The 20,232-nt window shown below is 67.7% G+C and carries 15 protein-coding genes; 7 read left to right on the forward strand and 8 right to left on the reverse strand.

Annotated features, from left to right (window positions below; translation table 11 throughout):
- Positions 1 to 42: 42 nt before the first annotated feature.
- The 4 genes from SOM47_RS15205 to SOM47_RS15220 are packed head-to-tail and all read right to left on the reverse strand — an operon-like array spanning position 43 to position 4,730.
- On the reverse strand, positions 43 to 1,077 hold the full coding sequence (locus SOM47_RS15205) for a Csu type fimbrial protein (protein WP_320506059.1): 1,035 nt from the start codon (positions 1,075 to 1,077) through the stop codon (positions 43 to 45).
- Positions 1,074 to 3,428, reverse strand: coding sequence for a fimbria/pilus outer membrane usher protein (locus SOM47_RS15210; protein ID WP_320506060.1), 2,355 nt, complete (start codon positions 3,426 to 3,428; stop codon positions 1,074 to 1,076). The genes SOM47_RS15205 and SOM47_RS15210 overlap by 4 nt, the downstream gene beginning before the upstream one ends.
- Positions 3,429 to 3,435: 7 nt before the next feature.
- Positions 3,436 to 4,173 carry a fimbrial biogenesis chaperone gene (locus SOM47_RS15215; RefSeq protein ID WP_320506061.1) on the reverse strand — a complete coding sequence of 246 codons (738 nt, stop codon included), beginning with the start codon at positions 4,171 to 4,173 and terminating at the stop codon, positions 3,436 to 3,438.
- A 14-nt stretch (positions 4,174 to 4,187) separates the two neighbouring features.
- A complete protein-coding gene (locus tag SOM47_RS15220; RefSeq protein WP_042613844.1) occupies positions 4,188 to 4,730 on the reverse strand; it encodes a Csu type fimbrial protein in 543 nt (180 codons plus the stop codon).
- Between the two features lie 223 nt (positions 4,731 to 4,953).
- On the opposite strand from SOM47_RS15220, the gene map reads away from it, so the two are divergent.
- From map to dapE, 5 genes are read left to right on the forward strand one after another with little or no spacing between them, the layout of a single operon-like run.
- Positions 4,954 to 5,730, forward strand: a complete 777-nt coding sequence (map, locus tag SOM47_RS15225) for a type I methionyl aminopeptidase (RefSeq protein ID WP_042613845.1) — start codon at positions 4,954 to 4,956, stop codon at positions 5,728 to 5,730.
- Positions 5,731 to 5,732: 2 nt separating this feature from the next.
- Positions 5,733 to 8,369, forward strand: coding sequence for a [protein-PII] uridylyltransferase (locus SOM47_RS15230; protein ID WP_042613846.1), 2,637 nt, complete (start codon positions 5,733 to 5,735; stop codon positions 8,367 to 8,369).
- A complete protein-coding gene (dapD, locus tag SOM47_RS15235; RefSeq protein WP_042613847.1) occupies positions 8,369 to 9,430 on the forward strand; it encodes a 2,3,4,5-tetrahydropyridine-2,6-dicarboxylate N-succinyltransferase in 1,062 nt (353 codons plus the stop codon). Before SOM47_RS15230 ends, dapD begins: the two co-directional genes overlap by 1 nt.
- 5 nt (positions 9,431 to 9,435) lie before the next feature.
- Positions 9,436 to 9,798 carry an arsenate reductase gene (locus tag SOM47_RS15240; RefSeq protein WP_320506062.1) on the forward strand — a complete coding sequence of 121 codons (363 nt, stop codon included), beginning with the start codon at positions 9,436 to 9,438 and terminating at the stop codon, positions 9,796 to 9,798.
- The gene (gene dapE / locus SOM47_RS15245) at positions 9,795 to 10,922 is read left to right on the forward strand and encodes a succinyl-diaminopimelate desuccinylase (RefSeq protein ID WP_320506063.1); all 1,128 of its coding nucleotides are present in this window, start codon (positions 9,795 to 9,797) and stop codon (positions 10,920 to 10,922) included. The genes SOM47_RS15240 and dapE overlap by 4 nt, the downstream gene beginning before the upstream one ends.
- 95 nt (positions 10,923 to 11,017) lie before the next feature.
- On the opposite strand, the gene SOM47_RS15250 is transcribed toward dapE, so the two are convergent.
- Complete coding sequence (locus tag SOM47_RS15250; protein ID WP_042613850.1) at positions 11,018 to 11,701, reverse strand: pentapeptide repeat-containing protein; 684 nt, start codon at positions 11,699 to 11,701, stop codon at positions 11,018 to 11,020.
- A gap of 81 nt (positions 11,702 to 11,782) precedes the next feature.
- A complete protein-coding gene (locus SOM47_RS15255; protein ID WP_320506064.1) occupies positions 11,783 to 12,676 on the reverse strand; it encodes a tetratricopeptide repeat protein in 894 nt (297 codons plus the stop codon).
- 362 nt (positions 12,677 to 13,038) lie between these two features.
- On the opposite strand from SOM47_RS15255, the gene asnB reads away from it, so the two are divergent.
- Positions 13,039 to 14,730, forward strand: coding sequence for an asparagine synthase B (gene asnB, locus SOM47_RS15260; RefSeq protein WP_320506065.1), 1,692 nt, complete (start codon positions 13,039 to 13,041; stop codon positions 14,728 to 14,730).
- Between the two features lie 176 nt (positions 14,731 to 14,906).
- Here asnB and SOM47_RS15265 read toward each other — a convergent pair whose 3' ends face one another.
- On the reverse strand, positions 14,907 to 17,216 hold the full coding sequence (locus tag SOM47_RS15265; protein WP_320506066.1) for a penicillin acylase family protein: 2,310 nt from the start codon (positions 17,214 to 17,216) through the stop codon (positions 14,907 to 14,909).
- A gap of 151 nt (positions 17,217 to 17,367) precedes the next feature.
- Here SOM47_RS15265 and bfr point away from each other — a divergent pair, with 151 nt between their 5' ends.
- The gene (bfr, locus tag SOM47_RS15270) at positions 17,368 to 17,856 is read left to right on the forward strand and encodes a bacterioferritin (RefSeq protein WP_101099965.1); all 489 of its coding nucleotides are present in this window, start codon (positions 17,368 to 17,370) and stop codon (positions 17,854 to 17,856) included.
- A gap of 118 nt (positions 17,857 to 17,974) precedes the next feature.
- On the opposite strand, the gene parC is transcribed toward bfr, so the two are convergent.
- Positions 17,975 to 20,218: a DNA topoisomerase IV subunit A gene (parC, locus tag SOM47_RS15275; protein ID WP_320506067.1), complete on the reverse strand. Its 2,244-nt coding sequence runs from the start codon at positions 20,216 to 20,218 to the stop codon at positions 17,975 to 17,977.
- Between the last annotated feature and the right edge of the window lie 14 nt (positions 20,219 to 20,232).

Raw genomic sequence — 20,232 nt, forward strand, 5'->3', positions numbered from 1 at the left:
GCTGCCTGCCCGCCGGCTTTAACGGGGAGCCCGGCGTGGCGGTCAGTAGGTGATGGTCACGGTGATCCGGTCGGCGTAGTTGCCGGCCACCGGCAGTGCGCCGGTAGTGGCGGGGGCGCGCCCGTAGATGGTGACCTGCTGGGCCACGCCGGTCCCGGTGCCGGCCACCACGTCGGTGCCCACCGTGTTGCCCCAGCGCTGCAGCCGCGCGCTGTCGCGGTACAGCTCATAGGGAATGAACGCGGTGGTGGTGGTCGCATGGCGCATCCGTCGGGTGCTGCCGGCGGCATGCAGCCCGTTGTCCAGCGAAACGTTGAAGGCGGTACGGCGCACGCAGGTCAGGGTCAGCTGGGCGGTCTGGTTGATGGGCGTGGCGATCCTGCCTGCGGCCGTGCCGAAGTCCATGTCGGTTACCAGGTAGCTGCCGCATTGCGGCAGCACGGTGGCGGTGGCGCTGAAGGGGAACGCGTTGCTGGCACTCTTGCGATTGGTGGCGGTCGCGTCGGTGCAGCTGCCCGGCATGGTCGGGGTCCCGAGCAATACCTCGTTGTAGGCGTAGGTCAGGGTCACGTTGCCGGTGTTGAAGGCGCTGCTGTAGCTGCCGGTGGCCAGTGTCTGGTTGGCCGGCACCTGCCCGTAGACCGTGGTGGTGACGCTGCCGCTGCCGCCCAGCAACGGCGCGGCGTAGCTCAACTGCAGGTCCTGTGCGGGCGGCGAGCCACCCTGCAGCAGCCCCCACGGCACTTGGCGGGCGGCATCGGTGTACAGCTGGAACGCCAAGGTGTCTGCGTTGGCGTTGGTCATCTGCCGGGTCGGTAGCACCGCGGTGGAGGCGCTGCCGCTGCCGATGCCCACGCACAGGCGCACCCGCACATTGGCCAGCAGGGTCAATCCGCCGGTGGTGCAGGTGATGGTCACGCCCATGTTGGCTGGCGTGGCCGAAGCGGCCATGTTGCTGATGTTGCCAAAGGCCACCGCCGACGCGGTGGCGGTGCAGGTGGTGTTCGCGCGTGCACTGCCAGGCCAGGCCAGCAGCACCAGCATCACCAGCACGCCGAGCCACGCCGCGCGGGTCAAGGTGACCCCGGTGCGGCCAGCGGCACGCAGATCACCGGACCCAGGCGCGGGATCGCGCCGGTGGCGGTCACCACCGGCAGGCTGACCCGCAGTTGGCACGGGCCTTCCGGCGTGGTCACCTGCAAGCGGCCATCGGCCGGCAGGTCCTGCAGGTACACCGCACCGTCATAGCCGACCAGCGCCTCACCCTGCTGTCCGAAGCGGACCACGCTGCCGACCGGCAAGGCGGCGCCGGCGCTGTCCTGCGCAACGAACTGCACGGCACGGCTGCGACGCAGGCCGAAGCTGACCCCCAATCCGGCACCCTGGCGGGGCGTGACCCAATCGTCGACCCGCTCGGCGGCGATGTCCGCCGGCAGCCCCATGGTGTCGATCGACAGCCGGTTGCGCTGCCAGGACAACAGCGGGCTGACCAGCAGCAGGCCGTTGCGGTCGGTGACGCCGATTTCGCGGTTTTCCAGGCGTACCGGCACCCCGGCGATGCCGCCGGTGGACACCACCGCGAACGCGTCATTGACTTCGCGCGCGGCAAACACGTGGCCGCCCATCCAGACCAGCGCCCCGCCTGCGTTGGCATAGCCATAGGTGCTGTCGCCCTCGTGCACCGCGCCCACGGAGTAGCGCCCTGTAGGGGTCAGCCAGCCGGCCTCGGCCAGCCCACCGGTGCCACGGTCGCCCTGCCGGGCCTGCACGCGCCAGCCCATGCCATTGCCGCCGCCGTCGCCGGGTACCGGCTGTGACACGTCCACGCTGTACAGCGGTTCGCTGCCGTTGCGCTGCGCGCCCACGCTGGCCTGGCGGTTGTTGCCCAGAGTGGCGGCAAGGGAGACGTAGAGGCTGCGGTCGCTGCTGTCGCCCAGGTTCTGGTTGGCCGATACATACGCCGACCAGCGCTGGGCGAAGGTGCGCGACCAGAACAGGCTGGCATAGCGGTCATCCTGGCCATCCGGCTGGCGCAGCCGCAGGTAACTGGCACTGACCGCGCCGAACCGCTCCAGGCTGACCCCGAAGGTGGCCTGTTCGGTGATGTCCGGCGGCAGGCTGTCCTGCAGGGCGCCCAGGTCGCGGTAGTCGCCGTGGCTGCGTCGGCTCAGCAGGTTCACGTTGAACCGGCGGTTGTTCCAGTTGTAGCCGACCGAATACTGGCCACCCCGCAGGTCCCCGTACTGGCTGCGTGCATAGGCGGCGGTCAGCACGCCCGCGCGGCCCGCCAGCCAACCGCCCCCGATGCCGGCCTGGCGCAGGCCGCCTCCGGCTTCGGCGTGCGCTTCGGCAGTGAACCGGTCAGTGACGCCGTGGCGCCAGGTGGCGCTGGCCAGGGTCCGGTCATCGTAGGCGAACGAGCGCACACCGTAGTCTTCGCGCAGCTGCCCCACGCCCACCGACCAGTCGGTCAACCCGCGTGCCAACAGCTGCTGGGTGCCGTAGAAATCGAAATCGACCGTGCGGCTGCGGCCGAATGCATCGGTGATGACCACCTGTGCGGTACCCATGCCGCTGATGCCGGGCTGGGTGGCCAGTTGGAACGGCCCCACCGGCACCTCGCCGCTGTACTGGCGCAACCCGTCCACGTACAGCTCCACGTTGGAAGGCACCACCGCCTGGCCGAGGAAGCTCGGCGTGGGCGACAGCACCCGATAGGGCTGCAGGCCGTAGTTGCGTCCTATCTGGATGCCGCCCATCCGCACCGGTCGGCTCCAGTCCAGGAAGCCGCTGTAGAAGTCGCCGACGTCCAGGCTGACCGCCTGTTCGGGGAAATCCAGCGTCCAGCGCGTATCCAGCCGCACGCTTTCACTGCGCCAGCGGCGCCCATCGCCATCCTGGAAGCGGCGCTGCAGCGAGAGGTTGGACAGCGTGCCGCGACCCACGCCGAACACCCGCAGTTCCGAGGTGAGCGCCAGGCTGGACTGGTTTTGGACATGGGTGGCGTACAGATCGTAGTTGAGCAGCACGCCGGGCGAGGCGCTGGCGTGGGGGAGGTCGTTGGCCCGGGCGCCGATGGTGGCGGTGGGCAGGTCCAACTGGTCCAGCGGGGCATCGATGGCCAGGGTCTGCATGCGCGCGTCGTAGCGCACCTGCACGCCGACCAGCTGGTCCAGATAGACCGGCACCTCGCCCCGGGCAGGGAAGCCCAGCTGGCGCAACACCTGGGGCAAGGCCTGCAGGCGGCCGCGCTGGTCGATGAAGGGCAGCAGGCCACGCGACGCCTGGTTCAGGGTGACTTCCAGGTACAGCGACTGGCTGGCGGTAAGCGGGGTCGGCGGTGGCAGCATCGCATCGGGCATCGCGCCGGCGGCGACCACGTCCGCCGCCTGGGCGCTGATCGGCGCGAGCCCGAGCAGGATGCGCACGGCCGCCTCAGCGAGCCGGTGGCGTCGCGGGCAGCGCGGTCTGTGCCGGTTCGCCATTGATCTTCGCCGAGAACGTGGCTGCCTCGGGCAACGAAGCGGTGTCCAGATTCCAGTGCATCACCTGGCCGGGCAGCACGTAGCCGACCAGCCCGGGGCGCAGGATACGCGGGCGCTGCGGGTCGCCGATGGCCACGTCGGCCAGCTGCGCATAGCCATCGCCTTCGTTGCGCACCTCAAGCCCCGGAACGCCGTCGGGCATCGGCAGCGCGCGGGCGGCCAGCCGCGGCTTCAGGGCATCGGCATTGGCCGGCTGCAGGAACAAGGGCACCGAGTAGCGCAACACGAACTGCATGCCGCGCGCATCCGGGTCCAGCCGTGGCAGTTCATCCACCACCACGCGGTAAGCCTGCTGGGCGGCGCCCGCGTTGGGGGCCATGCGCACCAGCCGTACCAGCTGCTGCTGACCCGCGGCGAGATCATGCACCGGTGGGCTGGGCTGGATGTCCCGGGTTTCCACCAGCTGGTCCTCGCCACCGGCCTGCTGCCAGCCAAACACCCGGATCTGCACCTTCATCGGCGCGGTACCGGTGTTGGTCAGCCAAAGGGCCTCGCTGGTCTGCGCGGGGCGCAGCTCCAAGCGGGTCGGCGCTACCTGGAGGCTGGCGGAGATGGCTGCGAAGGGAAACATCAGCGCGCACAGGGCCTGCAGGCCGATGGAGGCCCATCGGCGCTTGGTCTGGGTCATCACGGTCACCTTCTTCAGTAGGTGATCGTGGCGGTGACCGTATCCAGATAGGAACCGGCTGCTGCGTTGTTCACGCTCGGGTTGAGCACCCGGCCGTAGACGTTGTAGGGCTGCGGGGCACCGTTGCCCACCGCTGCCACGGTGTTGGTGGCAGTGGTCGCACCCCACACGTTGGTGCGTCCGGCGTCCTGGTAGAGCTGGTAGCCGACGAAGTTGTTGGTGGTCACCGCCGCATCGGTATGCCGCATCCGGCGCGTGGTCACGTCACCGGCGGTCGCGGCATTGCTGCCCGCGTTCAGCGCGATGGAGTAGGGGGTCAGTGCCGAGCACTGGGCGGTGATGGTGCCCTGAGCCAGTACAGGGGCGGTGGCAGTGGACGCAACCGTGCCGAAATCGATGTCGGTCGGCGCCGCGGCGGCGATCGTGCAGGATGTGGTGATGGCGATGCGGACGTTGAAGGTCACGCTGTCCTGCGCGAAGGCAGGGGCGGCCGCGGTGGCCAGGCAGAGCGTCAGGCCGCACAGGGCCAGACGGCGGGAACTACGTGTAGAGCGCATGGGCGGGATCTCCTTGGACCCTTCAGGGTCCTGAACCGAAACGATGCAGTCGAACGCGTTGTTACACGACGTTTATAAAGGCAAAACCGTGGTCAGAGGGTGAGGGGTGGCCGACCGCCGTCACATTTTTCGTTGTCAGGTCCTCGCCCGACCCTCAACCCGCGCTGTCGCGGATGAAACGAACCCGTTCAGCATCGGGCCCGGATCGGCGATAATGGCGGACATGAGCGTAAATCTGAAAACCCCCCAGGAAATCGAGCTGATGCGCGAGGCCGGGCGACTGGCCAGCGAAGTGCTGGACATCGTCACGCCCTTCGTCAAGCCCGGTGTCACCACCGAAGAGCTGGACCGCATCTGCCACGACCACATCGTCAACGTGCAGAAGACGATCCCCGCCAACGTCGGTTACCGCGGCTTCCCCAAGAGCGTATGCACGTCGGTCAACAACGTGATCTGCCATGGCATCCCCAGCGAGGCCAAGGTGCTCAAGGACGGCGACATCGTCAACATCGACGTCACCGTGATCAAGGACGGCTGGCACGGAGACACCAGCCGCATGTATTACGTGGGCACGCCGTCGGTGATGGCCAAGCGCCTGGTCGATGCGACCTATGAAGCGATGTGGCGCGGCATCCGTGCGGTCAAGCCGGGCGCCACCCTGGGCGATATCGGCCATGCCATCCAGAGCTACGCCGAAAGCGAGCGCTTCAGCGTGGTGCGCGAGTACTGCGGCCATGGCATCGGCAAGGTCTACCACGATGAACCGCAGGTGGTGCATTACGGCCGCCCGGGGCAGGGCCTGGTGCTGCAGCCGGGCATGACCTTCACCATCGAACCGATGATCAACGAGGGCACCCGCTACAACAAGGTGCTGCCGGACGGCTGGACCGTGGTCACCAAGGATCGCAAGTTGTCGGCGCAGTGGGAGCACATGATCGCGGTCACCGAGACCGGCGTGGACGTGCTGACCCTCTCGCCGGGCGAATCGCAGGTCGCTTGACGATGCTGCCGGCGGGTTCGTTGCTGGACACGCCGGCTTCGTCGGTGCCCGATGCCGAATGGGCTGCCGCGGCGCGCCAGGCGCTGCAGCAGGCCGACGCGCGCCTGCACCGCCGCTTCGACCAGGGCGACCGGATCGAGCGCCTGCTGGCACTGCGTGCACGTGCCGCCGATCACCTGATCCGGCTCGCCTGGCAGCGCTGCATGCCGGCCGGGCAAGGCCTTTCGTTGTTTGCCGTGGGCGGTTACGGTCGCGGCGAACTGTTCCCGCATTCGGACATCGACGTGCTGGTGCTGGGCGAAACCTCGGCCCAGCACGCCGCCGAAGCCGGGCTCTCGCGCTTGTTCGCGCTGCTGTGGGATTGCGGCCTGCCGGTCAGCCATGCGGTGCGCTCGCTGCAGCAATGCCGCGACGCCGCTGCTGACCAGACCGTACTCACCGCGCTGATCGAAGCACGTCCGCTGGTTACCGCAGACGGCGCGCGGGGTGCCCTGCGCCAGGCCACCGATGATGGATCGCTGTGGCCGCCGCGTGCCTTCTTCCAGGCCAAACTGGAGGAACTGCGCACGCGGCATGCCCGCTTCGGCGATACCGCTGACAACCTGGAGCCGGACCTGAAGGATGGCCCCGGCGGGCTGCGCGATCTCAATACGCTGGGCTGGATGGCGCTGCGTGCCTTCGGCGTGCGCGAACTGGAAGCGCTGGTCGGCCTGGGCCACCTGGGCGCCGATGAAGCAGTGGCACTGCAGCGCGAGCGCGCGGTGCTGGCCGGGCTGCGCTATGGACTGCATCTGGTCGCCGGACGTCCCGAAGAACGATTGCGCTTTGATTACCAGAAGACCCTGGCCGCACGGCTGGGGTTTGAAGACGACGCGGAAAGCCTGGGCGTCGAGAAAATGATGCAGGGCTTCTACCGCGCCGCATCGGTGGTCCGGCGGATCAGCGACCGGCTGCTGCAGCGCTTTGAAGAACAGTTCGATGGCGAGGCGGTGCCCGAACCGCTGACGGTCGGCTTCTCGCTGCGCCGGGGGTATCTGGCAGCCAATGATGCGGAGTGGCCGCGCGGGGAGATTGGCGAGGTCTTCGCCCTGTTTTCCAGCTGGGCCAACAATCCGCAGGTCCGCGGGCTGCATTCGCTCACCGCGCGCGCGCTGGCCGAAGCATTGCCGCAGCTGCCCGGATACGAGCAGGCCTCCCCGCACACCCGTCAGCAGTTCCTGTCACTGCTGCGCCAGCCGAGGCCGGTCGATACGCTGTCGCGCATGGCGCGGCTGGGCGTGCTCGGCCAGTGGGTCCCGGCCTTCGCCCAGGTCAGCGGGCGCATGCAGTTCGATCTGTTCCATGTCTATACCGTGGACCAGCACACCCTGATGGTGCTGCGGAACATGGGCGAGTTTTCCAGCAGCAGGGCCGCCGAACGTTTCTCCATCGCCCATGAGGTATGGCCGCGCCTGCGCAAGCCCGAACTGCTGCTGCTTGCCGGGCTGTTCCATGACATCGCCAAGGGGCGTGGTGGCGATCATTCCGAGCTTGGCGCGGTCGACGCGCGCGCCTTCTGCCAGACCCTGGAGATGAGTGCCGCCGACACCGACCTGGTGGCCTGGCTGGTGGAACAGCACCTGCGCATGTCGGTGACCGCGCAGAAGCAGGACATCTCCGATCCGGCGGTGATCCATCGCTTCGCCACGCTGGTTGCCAGCCGCGAGCGGCTGGACTACCTGTACCTGCTGACCTGCGCCGACATCGCCGGCACCAGTCCCAAGTTGTGGAATGCGTGGAAAGACCGTCTGCTGGCCGACCTGTATTTCGCCACCCGCCGCGCTCTGCGCGAAGGCCTCGAGCCGCCGCTGCCGGCCGCCGAACGGGTGATCGAGGCGCGCGAATACGTGCGCCAGCTGGTGCGAGAGCAGGGCTATGACGATGCCACGATCAACCGCCAGTTCGCGGTGATGCCCGATGAAGGGTTCATCCGCCTTCGCCCGGAGCAGCTGGCGTGGCAGGCGGGTGCACTGGTGCCGGTACGCCAGGGCCACACGCTGGTGAAAGTACGCCCGATCAGCCCGGATGACCCGGCGCTGGAAGTGTTCGTGCATTCGCCCGACCGCGATGGCCTGTTCGCCGCGATCGTGATGACGCTGGACCGCAAAGGCTACGGCATCCACCGGGCGCGCGTGCTGGATGGACCCTCCGACACCATCTTCGATACCTTCGAAGTGAACCCAGCCGACAGCTTCGCCGATGGCGACCCGCTGCGGCTCGAGGCCGCCCTGCGCGAGGCACTGTCCGGCGACCTGGCACGGCTGCGACCCTCGCGGCGCGCGATCCCGCGCCAGCTGCGGCACTTCCGCTTCGCCCCGCGCCTCGAATTCCGCGATGAAGCGGGCGATGCCGCCGGCACCCGCTTCAGCCTGGTCGCGCCCGACCGCCCCGGCCTGCTGGCCGACGTGGCGCACGTGCTGCGCAACCAGCGGCTGCGCGTGCACGACGCACGCATCGCCACGTTCGGCGAACGCGCCGAAGATACTTTCGTGATCACTGACGAACACGACCTCCCCCTGGATGAAACCGCCAGGCAACAGTTGCAGGACGCCATGCTGTGCTGCCTGGACCCAGACCGAAACGCCGGAGATACCCGCTGATGGCCACCAAGCCGACCAAGAGAACCGCCGCTGCCAAGACCGCGGCAACCAAAAAGAGCACCGCTGGCAAGGCCGTGGCGGTCAAGCAGGCCGTAAAAAAGGCCGCGGCCAAGTCGACCATCGCGAAGAAATCGTCCGCCAGCAAGGCCGTCGCGAAGAAGGTGCCGGCGGAGAAGGCCCGCGCGGAGAACATCGCCCGCAAGTCGCTGCGCAAGCCGCCGGCGGTGGGCGTGGAAGAGTTGAAGTTCGGCATCGAAAGCGCCTTCGAGCGCCGTGCCACCTTGACCCTGCATGAGCTGGAAGGCTCCACCAAGCCGCTGGTCGGCCGGGTCATCGATGGCCTGGAAAGCGGTGAATTCCGCGTTGCCGAGCCGGACGGGCACGGCGGCTGGAAGGTCAACGAATGGCTGAAGAAGGCGGTGCTGCTGTACTTCCGCGTCAATGACATGGCGGTGGTCGATGCGCGCCCGGCACCGTTCTGGGACAAGGTCGAATCGCGCTTCGCCGGCCATGACGAAGCGAAGTTCCGCCGCGCCGGCGTACGCGTGGTGCCCGGTGCGATCGCGCGCCGCGGCACGTATTTCGGCAAGGACGTGGTGTTGATGCCGAGCTTCACCAACATCGGTGCGTACGTCGGCGAAGGCACCATGGTCGACACCTGGGCCACCGTCGGTTCCTGCGCGCAGATCGGCCAGCACTGCCACCTGTCCGGTGGTGCCGGCATCGGTGGCGTGCTGGAGCCGCTGCAGGCCAGCCCGACCATCATCGAAGACCATTGCTTCATCGGCGCGCGTTCGGAAGTGGTGGAGGGCGTTGTCGTTGGCCATCACAGCGTGATCGGCATGGGCGTGTTCCTCAGCCAGAGCACCCGCATCTACAACCGCGCCACCGGCGAGATCAGCTACGGCTACATCCCGCCGTACAGCGTGGTGGTGTCCGGTTCGCTGCCTTCGGCCGACGGCACCCATTCGCTGTACTGCGCGGTGATCGTCAAGCAGGTGGACGCGCGTACCCGCAGCAAGACCAGCGTCAACGACCTGCTGCGCGGCCTGGCTGACTGACCGCGATGACCACCACCGTGCACGGGTTGAAGAACTGCGATACCTGCAGGAAGGCCACCAGGTGGCTGGACCGTTTCCAGGTACCGTACACCTTCGTTGATTATCGCGAGAACACGCCGTCGCCCGAGACGCTCATCGACTGGGCCAGCCAGGCCGGTGGCTTCCCTGCGCTGGTCAATAAATCCTCCACCACGTGGCGGCAACTGCCGGACAACCGCAAGGCGGCCGCTTCGGACGCCGAGTGGAAGCTGCTGCTGCGCGAATACCCGCAGTTGATCAAGCGGCCGGTGGTGGTGACCGCCGATGGCAAGGTCAGCCAGGGCTTCTCGGACAACGGCTTCAAGCAGCGCTTCGGAGTGGGCGCGTGAGTGCGGTGCTCGACCTGGCCTGCGACCTGATCGCACGGCCGTCGATCACCCCCGATGATGCGGGCTGCCAGCAGCTGCTGGCCACCCGGCTGCAGGCTGCCGGCTTCCAGTGCGAGCACCTGCGGCTGGGCGAGGTTGACAATCTGTGGGCCACCCACGGCAGCGATGGGCCGGTGCTGGTACTGCTCGGCCACACCGATGTGGTGCCGACCGGGCCGGTGGCGGACTGGACCAGCGATCCATTCGTGCCGACCGTGCGCGATGGCGTGCTGTACGGGCGCGGGGCGGCCGACATGAAGGGCAGCGTGGCCGCCTTCGTGATCGCAGCCGAGCAGTTCGTTGCCGCGCACCCGGATCATCCGGGCACGCTGGCGGTGCTGTTGACCAGCGACGAGGAAGGCGATGCGATCGATGGCGTGCGCCATGTCGCGCGGCTGTTCGCCGAGCGTGGCGAGCGTATCGACTGGTGCATCACCGGTGAGCCGTCATCGACTGCCCGGCTGGGCGACCTGTTGCGGGTGGGTCGGCGCGGCAGCCTGTCGGCGCGCCTGCTGGTGCAGGGCGTGCAGGGCCATGTCGCGTATCCGGACAAGGCCCGCAACCCGATCCACCAGGCTGCACCTGCGCTGGCCGAACTGGTCGCCCGGCGCTGGGACGAGGGCTTTGAAAGCTTCCCGCCGACCAGCCTGCAGGTGTCCAACATCCATGCCGGCACTGGTGCCAACAACGTGATTCCCGGACAGCTGCAGGTCGATTTCAACCTGCGTTACAACCCGCATTGGAACGCAGACAAGCTGGAAACGGAGATCGCTGCACTGCTGGACCGGCACGGGCTGGAGTACGCCGTGAAGTGGCATCGCAGCGGCGAGCCGTTCCATACCCCGGAAGGCACGCTGCGACGCGTGGCACGCGAGGTGCTCGGCGAGTTCGCGGGTGCACCGCCGGAAGAAAGCACCGGTGGCGGAACCTCGGACGCGCGTTTCATTGCGCCGTTGGGCGCGCAATGCATCGAAGTAGGTCCGGTCAATGCGAGCATCCACCAGGTGGACGAGAACGTGCGCGTGGACGAGCTTGAGCGGCTGCCGGCGCTGTACCAGCGCTTGATCGAACGCCTGCTGGCGTGAGGCGTGGTAGCGCCGAGCCATGCTCGGCGGCTCCCTGCAAACGGGCGTGCGGATGGACTTCGCCGAGCATGGCTCGGCGCTACCGCGGGTCGCGGCTAGGCCACCACCAGGCCGAACGCGGCCAGCGCTGCGGCCGCCTGGCGCTGCGAAATCACCGCCTTCCGGAACAGCTTGGCCTCCATCACGTTGAGCCCGCTGATGTCGGTCCCGCGCAGGTCCGCGCCTTCGAAGCGGGTCAGCCGGGTCTGTGCGTTGCGCAGGCTGCCGCCGTTGAACACCGCATCGCGGAAGTCGCAGCCGGAAAGATCCGCATCGGAGAAATCCATGCCCTGCAACTGGGCCTTGCGGAACGAAAGGCCGCGCAGGTCGGCGCTGACCATCAGGCAGTCGCGGAACTCCAGTGCCCACCCGCCTGCCTCCTGCAGGTGCGCGCCGGTCAGCTTGCAATCCAGGAACTGCACCGAGGACAACGTGGCGCGCCGCCAGTGGCTGTTGTTGAGATCGCAGTGCGAAAAGCGCGCGTCGCTCAGCAGGGCCGAACTGAAGTCGCAGGCCGCACCGCGGCACTTGTTCCACTGGCTTTCCTCCAGCGAAGCCGCCAACCAGTTCGCACCCGCCAGCGAACACTGGTTGAACTGGAAGCCGTCCATGTCCAGCCGCGAAAAGTCGCCATGATCGAAGCTGCAGCCTTCGAATATCGCCGCGCGGGGGTGCGCGGCGATGATCGCCTGCATGCGTTCGCGGGTGAGGGTTTCAGCGCGGAAAACGGCGGTCGTCATGCTGCCATTCTGGGCGATGTAGACCGCTCACAATAGACTTGAGCATTGCGCTGGAGTGTGTACGAAGCCAGCGTAACGCCGTTACTCGAACGTCCAGAATGGCGGTGCGATCGCTTCGCGCCAGTATGATTCGGCCGCCATGTAGAAGCCCTGTGCCTCGGCCAGGGCGAACCATGCCGCCGCCGCATCCACGTCCTTGGCCAGCCCGTCGCCACCGCGGCCCACGGCCAGCCCGGCCAGGTACTGGCCATACACGTTGCCCTGCCTGCCGGCACGTTCGTACCAGCGCAATGCTTCGGCCTTGTCCTGCACCACGCCGATGCCGGCTTCGTGCAGTGCGCCCAGGTCGACCTGGGCCTCGGCATCGCCGCGCGCGGCGCGGCGCTGGATGCCGGCGATGACCGGGTTCGGCGCCGGGCCGGGATCGATCGGCTGGCCATGCGGTGCCGAGCCGCTGGTTGCCTCGCGCAGCGGCTTCAGCTTGTACAGCTCGCGCAGGTACACCGCCGAACGCAGCCGCCAGCGCAGCGCGCCGGTCATGTCGCCGCGACCTTCGTACCAGCGCTCCAGGTCGTGCATCGCATAGGGCGAGCCGTGGTAGGCCGCACTCTGGAACCAGCGGAAGGCCTTGCGTGGTGACGGCTTCATGACCACCTCGGCGGGCTTCTGTGGGCCCTCGCCACTGTCCAGACGGCCACGCGCGTACAGCGTTCCGAGCGTTTCCTCGGCGCTGGTGCTGTGGTGCGTGCGCGGGGTCGTGGCGGCAGCGCGCGCATACCAGTCCAGCGCCCGCGGATCATTCCAGGCCTGGTACATCCGGGCCACGCGCAGCGCCGAGTCGAAACGGCCATCGGCGGCCGCGGCGAGCGCATCGCGCTCGGTGTCGCTGGGCGGGCGGGTAGGCGTGCTGGCACAACCGGCCAGGGCAAGCAGTGCCAGCGCATGCAACAGTGCGCGGCGGGGGAAGGGAATCATCCGTGAAGTCCTCAAGGGGGCGGGAGATTATCCGTGACGTCGACCGCGTGGCGGCTGAACGTCGGCGCAGGAACGGTTGCCATCGCAACAGTTGCGCCGCCGCCGGAACCCGGTTACGGTCGATCCATGTCCTTGCTCCCCGCCACCGCCGTCCGCAATACCAACCGCAATAACCTGCGCGCGAATAATCGTGCGCGGCCGATGCGGGACTGCGCCCTGGGTAGCTAAGACACTACACACCCGGACACCAGAAAACCCGCATCGACCGATGCGGGTTTTTTTTGTGCCCGGGAAACCTCCCGGGCCAGGCTGGCCGGTCGAACACCCCTACCGCGTATAGACCCCAAACAGGAGCTTCCCCCATGTGTTCGATCTTCGGAATATTCGGCCTGCAGGCCGGTGACGACCTCCCCGCGCTGCGCCGGCACGCATTGGAATCCTCGCAGCGCCAGCGCCACCGCGGCCCGGACTGGAGCGGTGTCTACCTCGACGACGGGGCGCTGCTGGTGCACGAGCGGTTGGCCATCGTCGATCCCGCCGGTGGCTCGCAGCCGCTGCTGTCCGAAGATGGTGGCCTTGCCCTGGCGGTCAACGGCGAGATCTACAACCACCAGCAGCTGAAGGCCGGATTGAGCCAGCCGTACGCGTTCCAGACCGGCTCGGACTGCGAGGTGATCAACGCGCTGTACCGCCAGGGTGAGCCGTCGCAGTGGCTGGAACGGCTCAACGGCATCTTTGCTTTTGCGTTGTGGGACAAGGTGGCTGCGCGGGTGCTGGTGGCGCGTGATCCGATCGGCGTGGTGCCGCTGTACTGGGGCCACGATGCGCAGGGGCGCCTGCGCGTGGCGTCCGAACTGAAGGCGCTGGTGGATAGCTGCGCCGATGCCGCGCAGTTCCCGCCGGGGCATTACTACGACAGCGCAACCGGTGAGCTGGTGCGTTACTACCAGCAGCCCTGGCGCGAGTACGACGCCGTGCAGGGCGAGCCGGTGGACCTGGCCGAACTGCGCGAGGCGTTCGAGCGCGCGGTGGAGCGCCAGCTGATGAGCGATGTGCCTTACGGCGTGCTGCTGTCCGGTGGCCTGGATTCCTCGCTGGTGGCCGCGGTGGCCGCCCGCTATGCGCGCCGGCGCATCGAAGACGGCGGCGAGAGTGAAGCATGGTGGCCGCGGCTGCATTCGTTTGCCATCGGCCTGAAGGGCTCGCCCGATCTCGCTGCCGCGGCCATTGCCGCCGAATCGCTGGGCACGGTGCACCACGGGTTCGAATACACCTTCGAAGAAGGCCTGGACGTGCTGCCGGAAGTGATCCGCCATATCGAAACCTACGACGTCACCACCATCCGCGCCTCCACCCCGATGTTCCTGCTGGCGCGGCGGATCAAGGCGATGGGCGTGAAGATGGTGCTGTCCGGCGAGGGCAGCGACGAGATCTTCGGTGGCTACCTGTACTTCCACAAGGCGCCGGATGCACGTGAGTTCCACAGCGAACTGGTGCGCAAGCTGGATGCCCTGCACAACTACGATTGCCTGCGCGCCAACAAGTCGATGATGGCCTGGGGCGTGGAGCCGCGCGTCCCGTTCCTGGACCGCGAGTTCCTGGACGTGGCGATGCGCTTCGATGCCGCGCACAAGATGGTCGGCAGCGAAGCCTCCGGTGGGCGCCGCGTGGAGAAGGGCGTGTTGCGTGCGGCGTTCGAAGGCTATCTGCCGGAGAGCATCCTGTGGCGGCAGAAGGAGCAGTTCAGCGATGGCGTGGGCTACGGCTGGATCGACGGGCTGAAGGCGCACGCCGAAGCGCAGGTCAGCGACCGTGTGCTGGCTGCTGCCGACAAGCGCTTCCCGCACAACCCGCCGCAGACCAAGGAGGCTTACTACTACCGCCACGTGTTCGAGCAGTACTTCCCCAGCCATGCGGCGGCGGAAACCGTGCCCGGTGGCAAGTCGATCGCCTGTTCGTCACCGGCGGCGATTGCCTGGGACGCCAGTTTCGCGGCCGCCGCGGACCCGTCCGGCCGGGCGATCGCCGGCGTGCACGAAGCAGCGTTGGCCTGACATCAGGGTGACGCACGGGTAGCGCCGAGCCGTGCTCGGCGGGATACCTCGGTGCCCGCCAACGAACCGCCGCCGAGCATGCCTATGCCGGTCGTCCTGACCGGCACCCTCCGGGCCGTCGCAAGCGACGCAGGCAGCGGCTGCTGCCGCTGCCTGCGGCGCTACCGGGAGACAGGTCAGCGGGCGGGCCGCAGGGTCAGCGTGTGCTGGCTGGGACCGGGCAGGAACGGGGTCGGACGTCCGTGCACGTAGTCCTCGTGTCCGGCCGCCCAGAACGGTGACAACGGGTGGCCGCTCTGGCCGCCCGGCATGTGGATGATGCCCTGGTCTTCGTGGCCGGGGGACACCACCATCCGCTGCGAAGCGCCGAAGCCCGGCCCCTGCACGCGCGGCATGTTGTTGTCACCGGGCAGCGGCTCGGCCGGCATGCACAGCCAGCGTTCGGCGAAGGCGGGCAGGGCACGGCTGATCGGGTGGCAGATCGCAGCGGTATTGCGCTCACCCCAGCTGCGTTCGGCCAGCGGCCCCTGCGCGGTCAGGTCCGCTTCCAGACGCTTGGCGGTGTCGGCCAGCAGCGCGTCCCAGCTTGCGTGGCCAGGCGGCAGCAGGTGCGCCGGGCGCTGGTCGACCAGCGGCCACAGCACGCCTTCGAACTGCGCCAGCCGCGGCTCCAGCCAGTCATCGCCCAGCATCTGTCTGGCCGGTGCCAGCATCGCACTGGAGACCTCGTCCAGCAGCATGCCGCGGAAGCCACGCACTACCCGATAACTCACCGAATCCACCGACGCATGGCCCTCCCAGGTGCGCGTGACAGCCTCCAGCCGCTGCAGTTGCGGGTCGTTCGAGCCCACCACCACCTTGCGCAGCAGATGCCACCAGCGTTGCAGGAACAGCGCACGGTCATCGAGCTGGATCGCCAGCAGGTCCGCTTCGCTGAAGCGCTGGCGGGCCTGCAGTGCATCGCGGATCTGGGCGCCGCGCGCGCCGAGGTCATAACCGCCGTCACCGGCGACAGCCAGTGCCTTGCCGTCCATGACACGTCCGTTGGCGGTCCACAGCCGGTGGGTTGGCGGGTCGATCAGCGAGGGCGCCGCATCACTGCGGATGCCCCATGCCGGGCAGCCATCAGCCGTGGTGGTGCGCATGTCGGTGGGCGCGCAGCCGGCAGCCCGGTCCGGGCGCGCACCCAGCACACGCCAGCCGATGCGTCCGTTGCTGTCGGCCAGCAGCAGGTTCTGCGCTGGGATGCGGGTGCGGTCGGCGACCTGCAATGCCTGGTCAAGATCGGCGACGCGTGCCAGCTCGGTCAGTGCCAGGCTGACCGCGCCGGGTTGGTGGGCGACCCAGCGCAGCGCATCGCCACTGCCATCGGCGCGCTGGTGCAGCAGCGGCCCCCATGCGCTCTCGCGCACGGTGAAATCCACCGGCGGGGCACCGGCCACCTCGATTTTTTCGTGGTACTCGGTAAGTTTCGTGCCGGCCGGCACCGGCTGGAAATCGGCGGTGTCGATGTAGCTGTTGGTGAAGCCCCACGCCACGTGTCCGTTGCTGCCGACGATGATCGCCGGCAGGCCAGGCAGCGAAAATCCACTCACGTCGACCCGCCCGCCGGGCGCCTGCGGATCGGGGTAGCGCAGGCGCACGCGGAACCAGATGTTCGGCGCGCGCAGGCCCAAGTGCATGTCGTCGGCCAGGATCGCGCGGCCATCGGCGGTCAGCGCTGCGCCGACGGCGAAGTTGTTGCTGCCTTTGACATCCGTATCGTCCACGGCAGCGGCAGGCGCGGCAGGCTGGCCACGCAGGTCCAGCACGTCGGCGCCGGGCAGCACCGCATCGCCGCGCGGTCCGCCCATCAACGGCGCATCCCAACTGCTGCCATCGTGGCTCAGCAGCGCATACAGCGCCGGCGGCACCACCGCACGCAGGCGGCTGTACGCCAACTCGCTCTGGTTGGCTGGATCCTGCAGGTCGGCATACATCGCATAGCCGGTCAGCAGGCTGTCGGCGGCCTGCCACGGCGCGGGCCGCTGGCGCAGCAGCAGGTAGGGCCAAGGCCGCACGCGCAGGCTGGCGATTCCTTCATTCACGCCTTCCACGTAAGCCTGCAGTTCGGCACTCACCGGTTCTTTCGATGCGCGGTGGCGCAGGCGATGCAGGCGCATGCGTTTGTCCACCTCCAGCGCGGCCGGCCCGAACAGCGCGGACAGCTCGCCGGCGGCACTGCGGCGCATGAGGTCCATCTCGAAGCCGCGTTCCTGTGCGTGCACCTGGCCCAGAGCGCGCATCACGTCGTGCTGGCTGGCACCTTCGATGGTGACCACGCCCAGGCCGTCGCGGCTGACGGTCACCGGGGCCTGCAGGCCACCGAGGACCTGCTCGCCGTCCAGCGGCGCAAGGCTGCCGCGCAGCAACCACCAGGCCATCAGGCCGAGTCCCAAAGCCAGTACCAGCAGCAGCCAGAACAGTCGCAACAACCATCGACGCATGGGGCGCTTCCTTGCAGGGAAAGAGTGGGGGCGAGTGTAGACAGCCGGTGTGGCAGATCGCAGACGTGACGCGACTGCGATTGATTCCGATTAGATCACGGGATTTCCGGATAGGGCACCATGGCGCCATCGAGTCAAAGGAGCATCCCCCATGAAAGGCAATCCGGACGTCATCGCCTGCCTGAAAGAACTGCTGCGCGGCGAGCTTGCTGCCCGCGACCAGTACTTCATCCATTCCCGCCGTTACGAGGACCAAGGCCTGTTCGCGCTGTATGAACGCCTGAACCACGAAATGGAAGAAGAAACCCAGCACGCCGATGCGCTGCTGCGCCGGATCCTGTTCCTGGGCGGGGACCCGGACATGCGCGCGCATGCCTTCGAACCCGGCAAGACCGTGGAAGAGATGCTGCGCAAGGACCTGGACACCGAATATGCGGTGCGCAACAACCTGGCCGCCGGCATGAAGCTGTGCGAAGCCAACGGCGACTATGTCAGTCGTGACATGTTGCTGGTGCAGTTGAAGGATACCGAAGAAGACCATGCCTGGTGGCTGGAGCAGCAGCTCGGCTTGATCCAGCGCATCGGCCTGGAGCTGTACCAGCTGAGCAAGATCGACGGAAAGGGCGCTGCCGCGCACTGACCTCGCAGCCAGCCAGCCCAGCGCCAGCCAGCAACGAAAAAGCCGGGGAGGTCCCCGGCTTTTTTTTGTTCGATTCCAGGCCATGCGTGGCGCCGGGCAGGGCCCGGCGCTACCTCCCTCATTCCACCGCAAGCCCTTCCACCTTCTGCCAGCCGCGCGGCAGCAGGTGGCCACGCGTGGCGCGCGAACCCAGGTAGGTGTCCAGCTCGCTGAACTTCAGGCCCATGGTGCGTTGGCCACTGCGTACCTGCAAAGTCTGGCCGGGGCTGATCGCCACCACCGCCACCACCCGCTCGGTGGCCAGCTTGGCTTTCGGGATCTCGATGATCTTGTTGCCCTTGCCCTTGTCCAGTTCCGGCAGGTCACTGGCGGCGATCGCCAGCAGGTTGCCCGAACTGGTCACCGCCACGATGCGGTCGGTATCCACGTTGGCCACCAGCGCCGGCTGCAGCACCGACGAGCCCGATGCCAGGTTGAGCATCGCCTTGCCGGCCTTGTTGCGGCCGATCAGGTTCTCGAAGCGGGTCACGAAGCCGTAGCCGTGGGTGGAGGCCAGCACGAAGCGGCCGTTCGGCTCGGCACTGGCCAGGGTGACGAAGCTGGTGCCCGGGGCCGGCGAGAAGCGGCCGGTAAGCGGTTCACCGTTGCCGCGTGCCGACGGCAGCGTGTGCACCGGCGTGGAATATGCGCGGCCCTCGCTGTCCAGGAAGGCGACCTGTTGGGTACTGCGCGCGCGCACCGACGCCAGCATGCTGTCGCCATCGCGGTAATTCAGCGACGACGCATCCACGTCGTGGCCCTTGGCCGCGCGGATCCAGCCCTTCTCCGACAGCACCACGGTCATCGGCTCGCTCGGCACCAGCTCGGTTTCGTCGATGGCCTGGGCGGCAGTGCGCTGCACCAGTGGCGAACGACGGGCATCGCCGAACTTCTTCGCATCGGCGGTCAGTTCGTCCTTGATCAGCTTCTTCAGCTTGGCCTTGCTGTCCAGGATGCCGAGAATCTTGTCGCGTTCCTTGGCCAGCTCGTCCTGCTCGCCGCGGATCTTCATTTCTTCCAGGCGTGCCAGCTGCTTCAGCTTGGTTTCCAGGATGTACTCGGCCTGCTCCTCGGACAGGCCGAAGCGCGCGATCAACGCGGCCTTCGGCTCGTCTTCGGTACGGATGATGTGGATCACCTCGTCCAGGTTGAGGAAGGCGACCAGCAGGCCTTCCAACAGGTGCAGGCGGCGCTCCACCTTCTGCAGGCGATGCTGCAGGCGGCGGGTCACGGTGCTGCTGCGGAACGCCAGCCACTCGCTCAGCAGGCTCTTGAGGTTCTTGACCTGCGGGCGGCCATCCAGGCCGATCACGTTGAGGTTGACCCGGTAGCTGCGTTCCATGTCCGTGGTGGCGCACAGGTGCCCCATCAGCTGGTCGGCGTCGACCCGGTTGGAGCGCGGCACCAGCACCACCCGCACCGGGTTGGCATGGTCGGATTCATCGCGCACGTCCTCGATCCACGGCAGCTTCTTGGCGCGCATCTGCGCGGCGATCTGCTCGATCACCTTGGACGGGGATACCTGGAAGGGCAGGGCGTTGACCACCACGTTGCCGTTTTCCTTGAAGAACGTCGCGCGCGCGCGGACGCTGCCATGGCCGGTCTCGTACATATGCAGCAGGTCGGCGGCCGGGGTGATGATCTCCGCGTTGGACGGATAGTCCGGGCCCTTAACGTGTTCGCACAGGTCGCGCACGCTGGCATCGGGATCTTCCAGCAGGTGCAGCAGGGCGCTGACGATCTCGTTGAGGTTGTGCGGCGGCACGTCGGTGGCCATGCCCACGGCGATGCCGGTGGTGCCGTTGAGCAGCAGGTGCGGCAGCCGCGCCGGCATCCAGGTCGGCTCCTGCATCGTGCCGTCGAAGTTCGGCGTCCAGTCGGTGGTGCCGTGGCCCAGTTCGCCCAGCAGCACTTCGGCGATCGGAGTCAGCTTGGACTCGGTGTAACGCATCGCCGCGAAGGATTTCGGGTCGTCGCTGGAACCGAAGTTGCCCTGGCCTTCGATCAGCGGATAGCGGTAAGAGAACGGCTGCGCCATCAGCACCAGCGCTTCGTAGCAGGCGCTGTCACCATGCGGGTGGTACTTGCCGATGACATCGCCGACAGTGCGGGCGGACTTCTTCGGCTTGGAGGCGGCGTTCAGCCCCAGCTCGCTCATCGCATAGATGATGCGGCGCTGCACCGGCTTGAGGCCGTCGCCGAGGAAAGGCAGCGCACGGTCCAGCACGACGTACATCGAGTAGTCGAGGTAGGCGCGCTCGGCATACTCGCGCAGCGGCAGTTGTTCGAAGCCGTGGAAGACGGGGCGGGCAAGATCGGTCATGCGGGGTTGTTACC

Source organism: Stenotrophomonas sp. CFBP8980, from assembly GCF_034046095.1.
GTDB classification, from domain to species: Bacteria; Pseudomonadota; Gammaproteobacteria; order Xanthomonadales; family Xanthomonadaceae; genus Stenotrophomonas; species Stenotrophomonas lacuserhaii.

What these genes read in the sequence shown, in the direction of transcription:
- SOM47_RS15215 (WP_320506061.1), bottom strand. Translation starts at nt 4,173, where the DNA reads ATGACCCAGACCAAGCGCCGATGGGCCTCCATCGGCCTGCAGGCCCTG.
- SOM47_RS15220 (WP_042613844.1), bottom strand. Translation starts at nt 4,730, where the DNA reads ATGCGCTCTACACGTAGTTCCCGCCGTCTGGCCCTGTGCGGCCTGACG.
- map (WP_042613845.1), top strand. Translation starts at nt 4,954, where the DNA reads ATGAGCGTAAATCTGAAAACCCCCCAGGAAATCGAGCTGATGCGCGAG.
- SOM47_RS15230 (WP_042613846.1), top strand. Translation starts at nt 5,733, where the DNA reads ATGCTGCCGGCGGGTTCGTTGCTGGACACGCCGGCTTCGTCGGTGCCC.
- dapD (WP_042613847.1), top strand. Translation starts at nt 8,369, where the DNA reads ATGGCCACCAAGCCGACCAAGAGAACCGCCGCTGCCAAGACCGCGGCA.
- SOM47_RS15240 (WP_320506062.1), top strand. Translation starts at nt 9,436, where the DNA reads ATGACCACCACCGTGCACGGGTTGAAGAACTGCGATACCTGCAGGAAG.
- SOM47_RS15250 (WP_042613850.1), bottom strand. Translation starts at nt 11,701, where the DNA reads ATGACGACCGCCGTTTTCCGCGCTGAAACCCTCACCCGCGAACGCATG.
- SOM47_RS15255 (WP_320506064.1), bottom strand. Translation starts at nt 12,676, where the DNA reads ATGATTCCCTTCCCCCGCCGCGCACTGTTGCATGCGCTGGCACTGCTT.
- asnB (WP_320506065.1), top strand. Translation starts at nt 13,039, where the DNA reads ATGTGTTCGATCTTCGGAATATTCGGCCTGCAGGCCGGTGACGACCTC.
- SOM47_RS15265 (WP_320506066.1), bottom strand. Translation starts at nt 17,216, where the DNA reads ATGCGTCGATGGTTGTTGCGACTGTTCTGGCTGCTGCTGGTACTGGCT.
- bfr (WP_101099965.1), top strand. Translation starts at nt 17,368, where the DNA reads ATGAAAGGCAATCCGGACGTCATCGCCTGCCTGAAAGAACTGCTGCGC.
- parC (WP_320506067.1), bottom strand. Translation starts at nt 20,218, where the DNA reads ATGACCGATCTTGCCCGCCCCGTCTTCCACGGCTTCGAACAACTGCCG.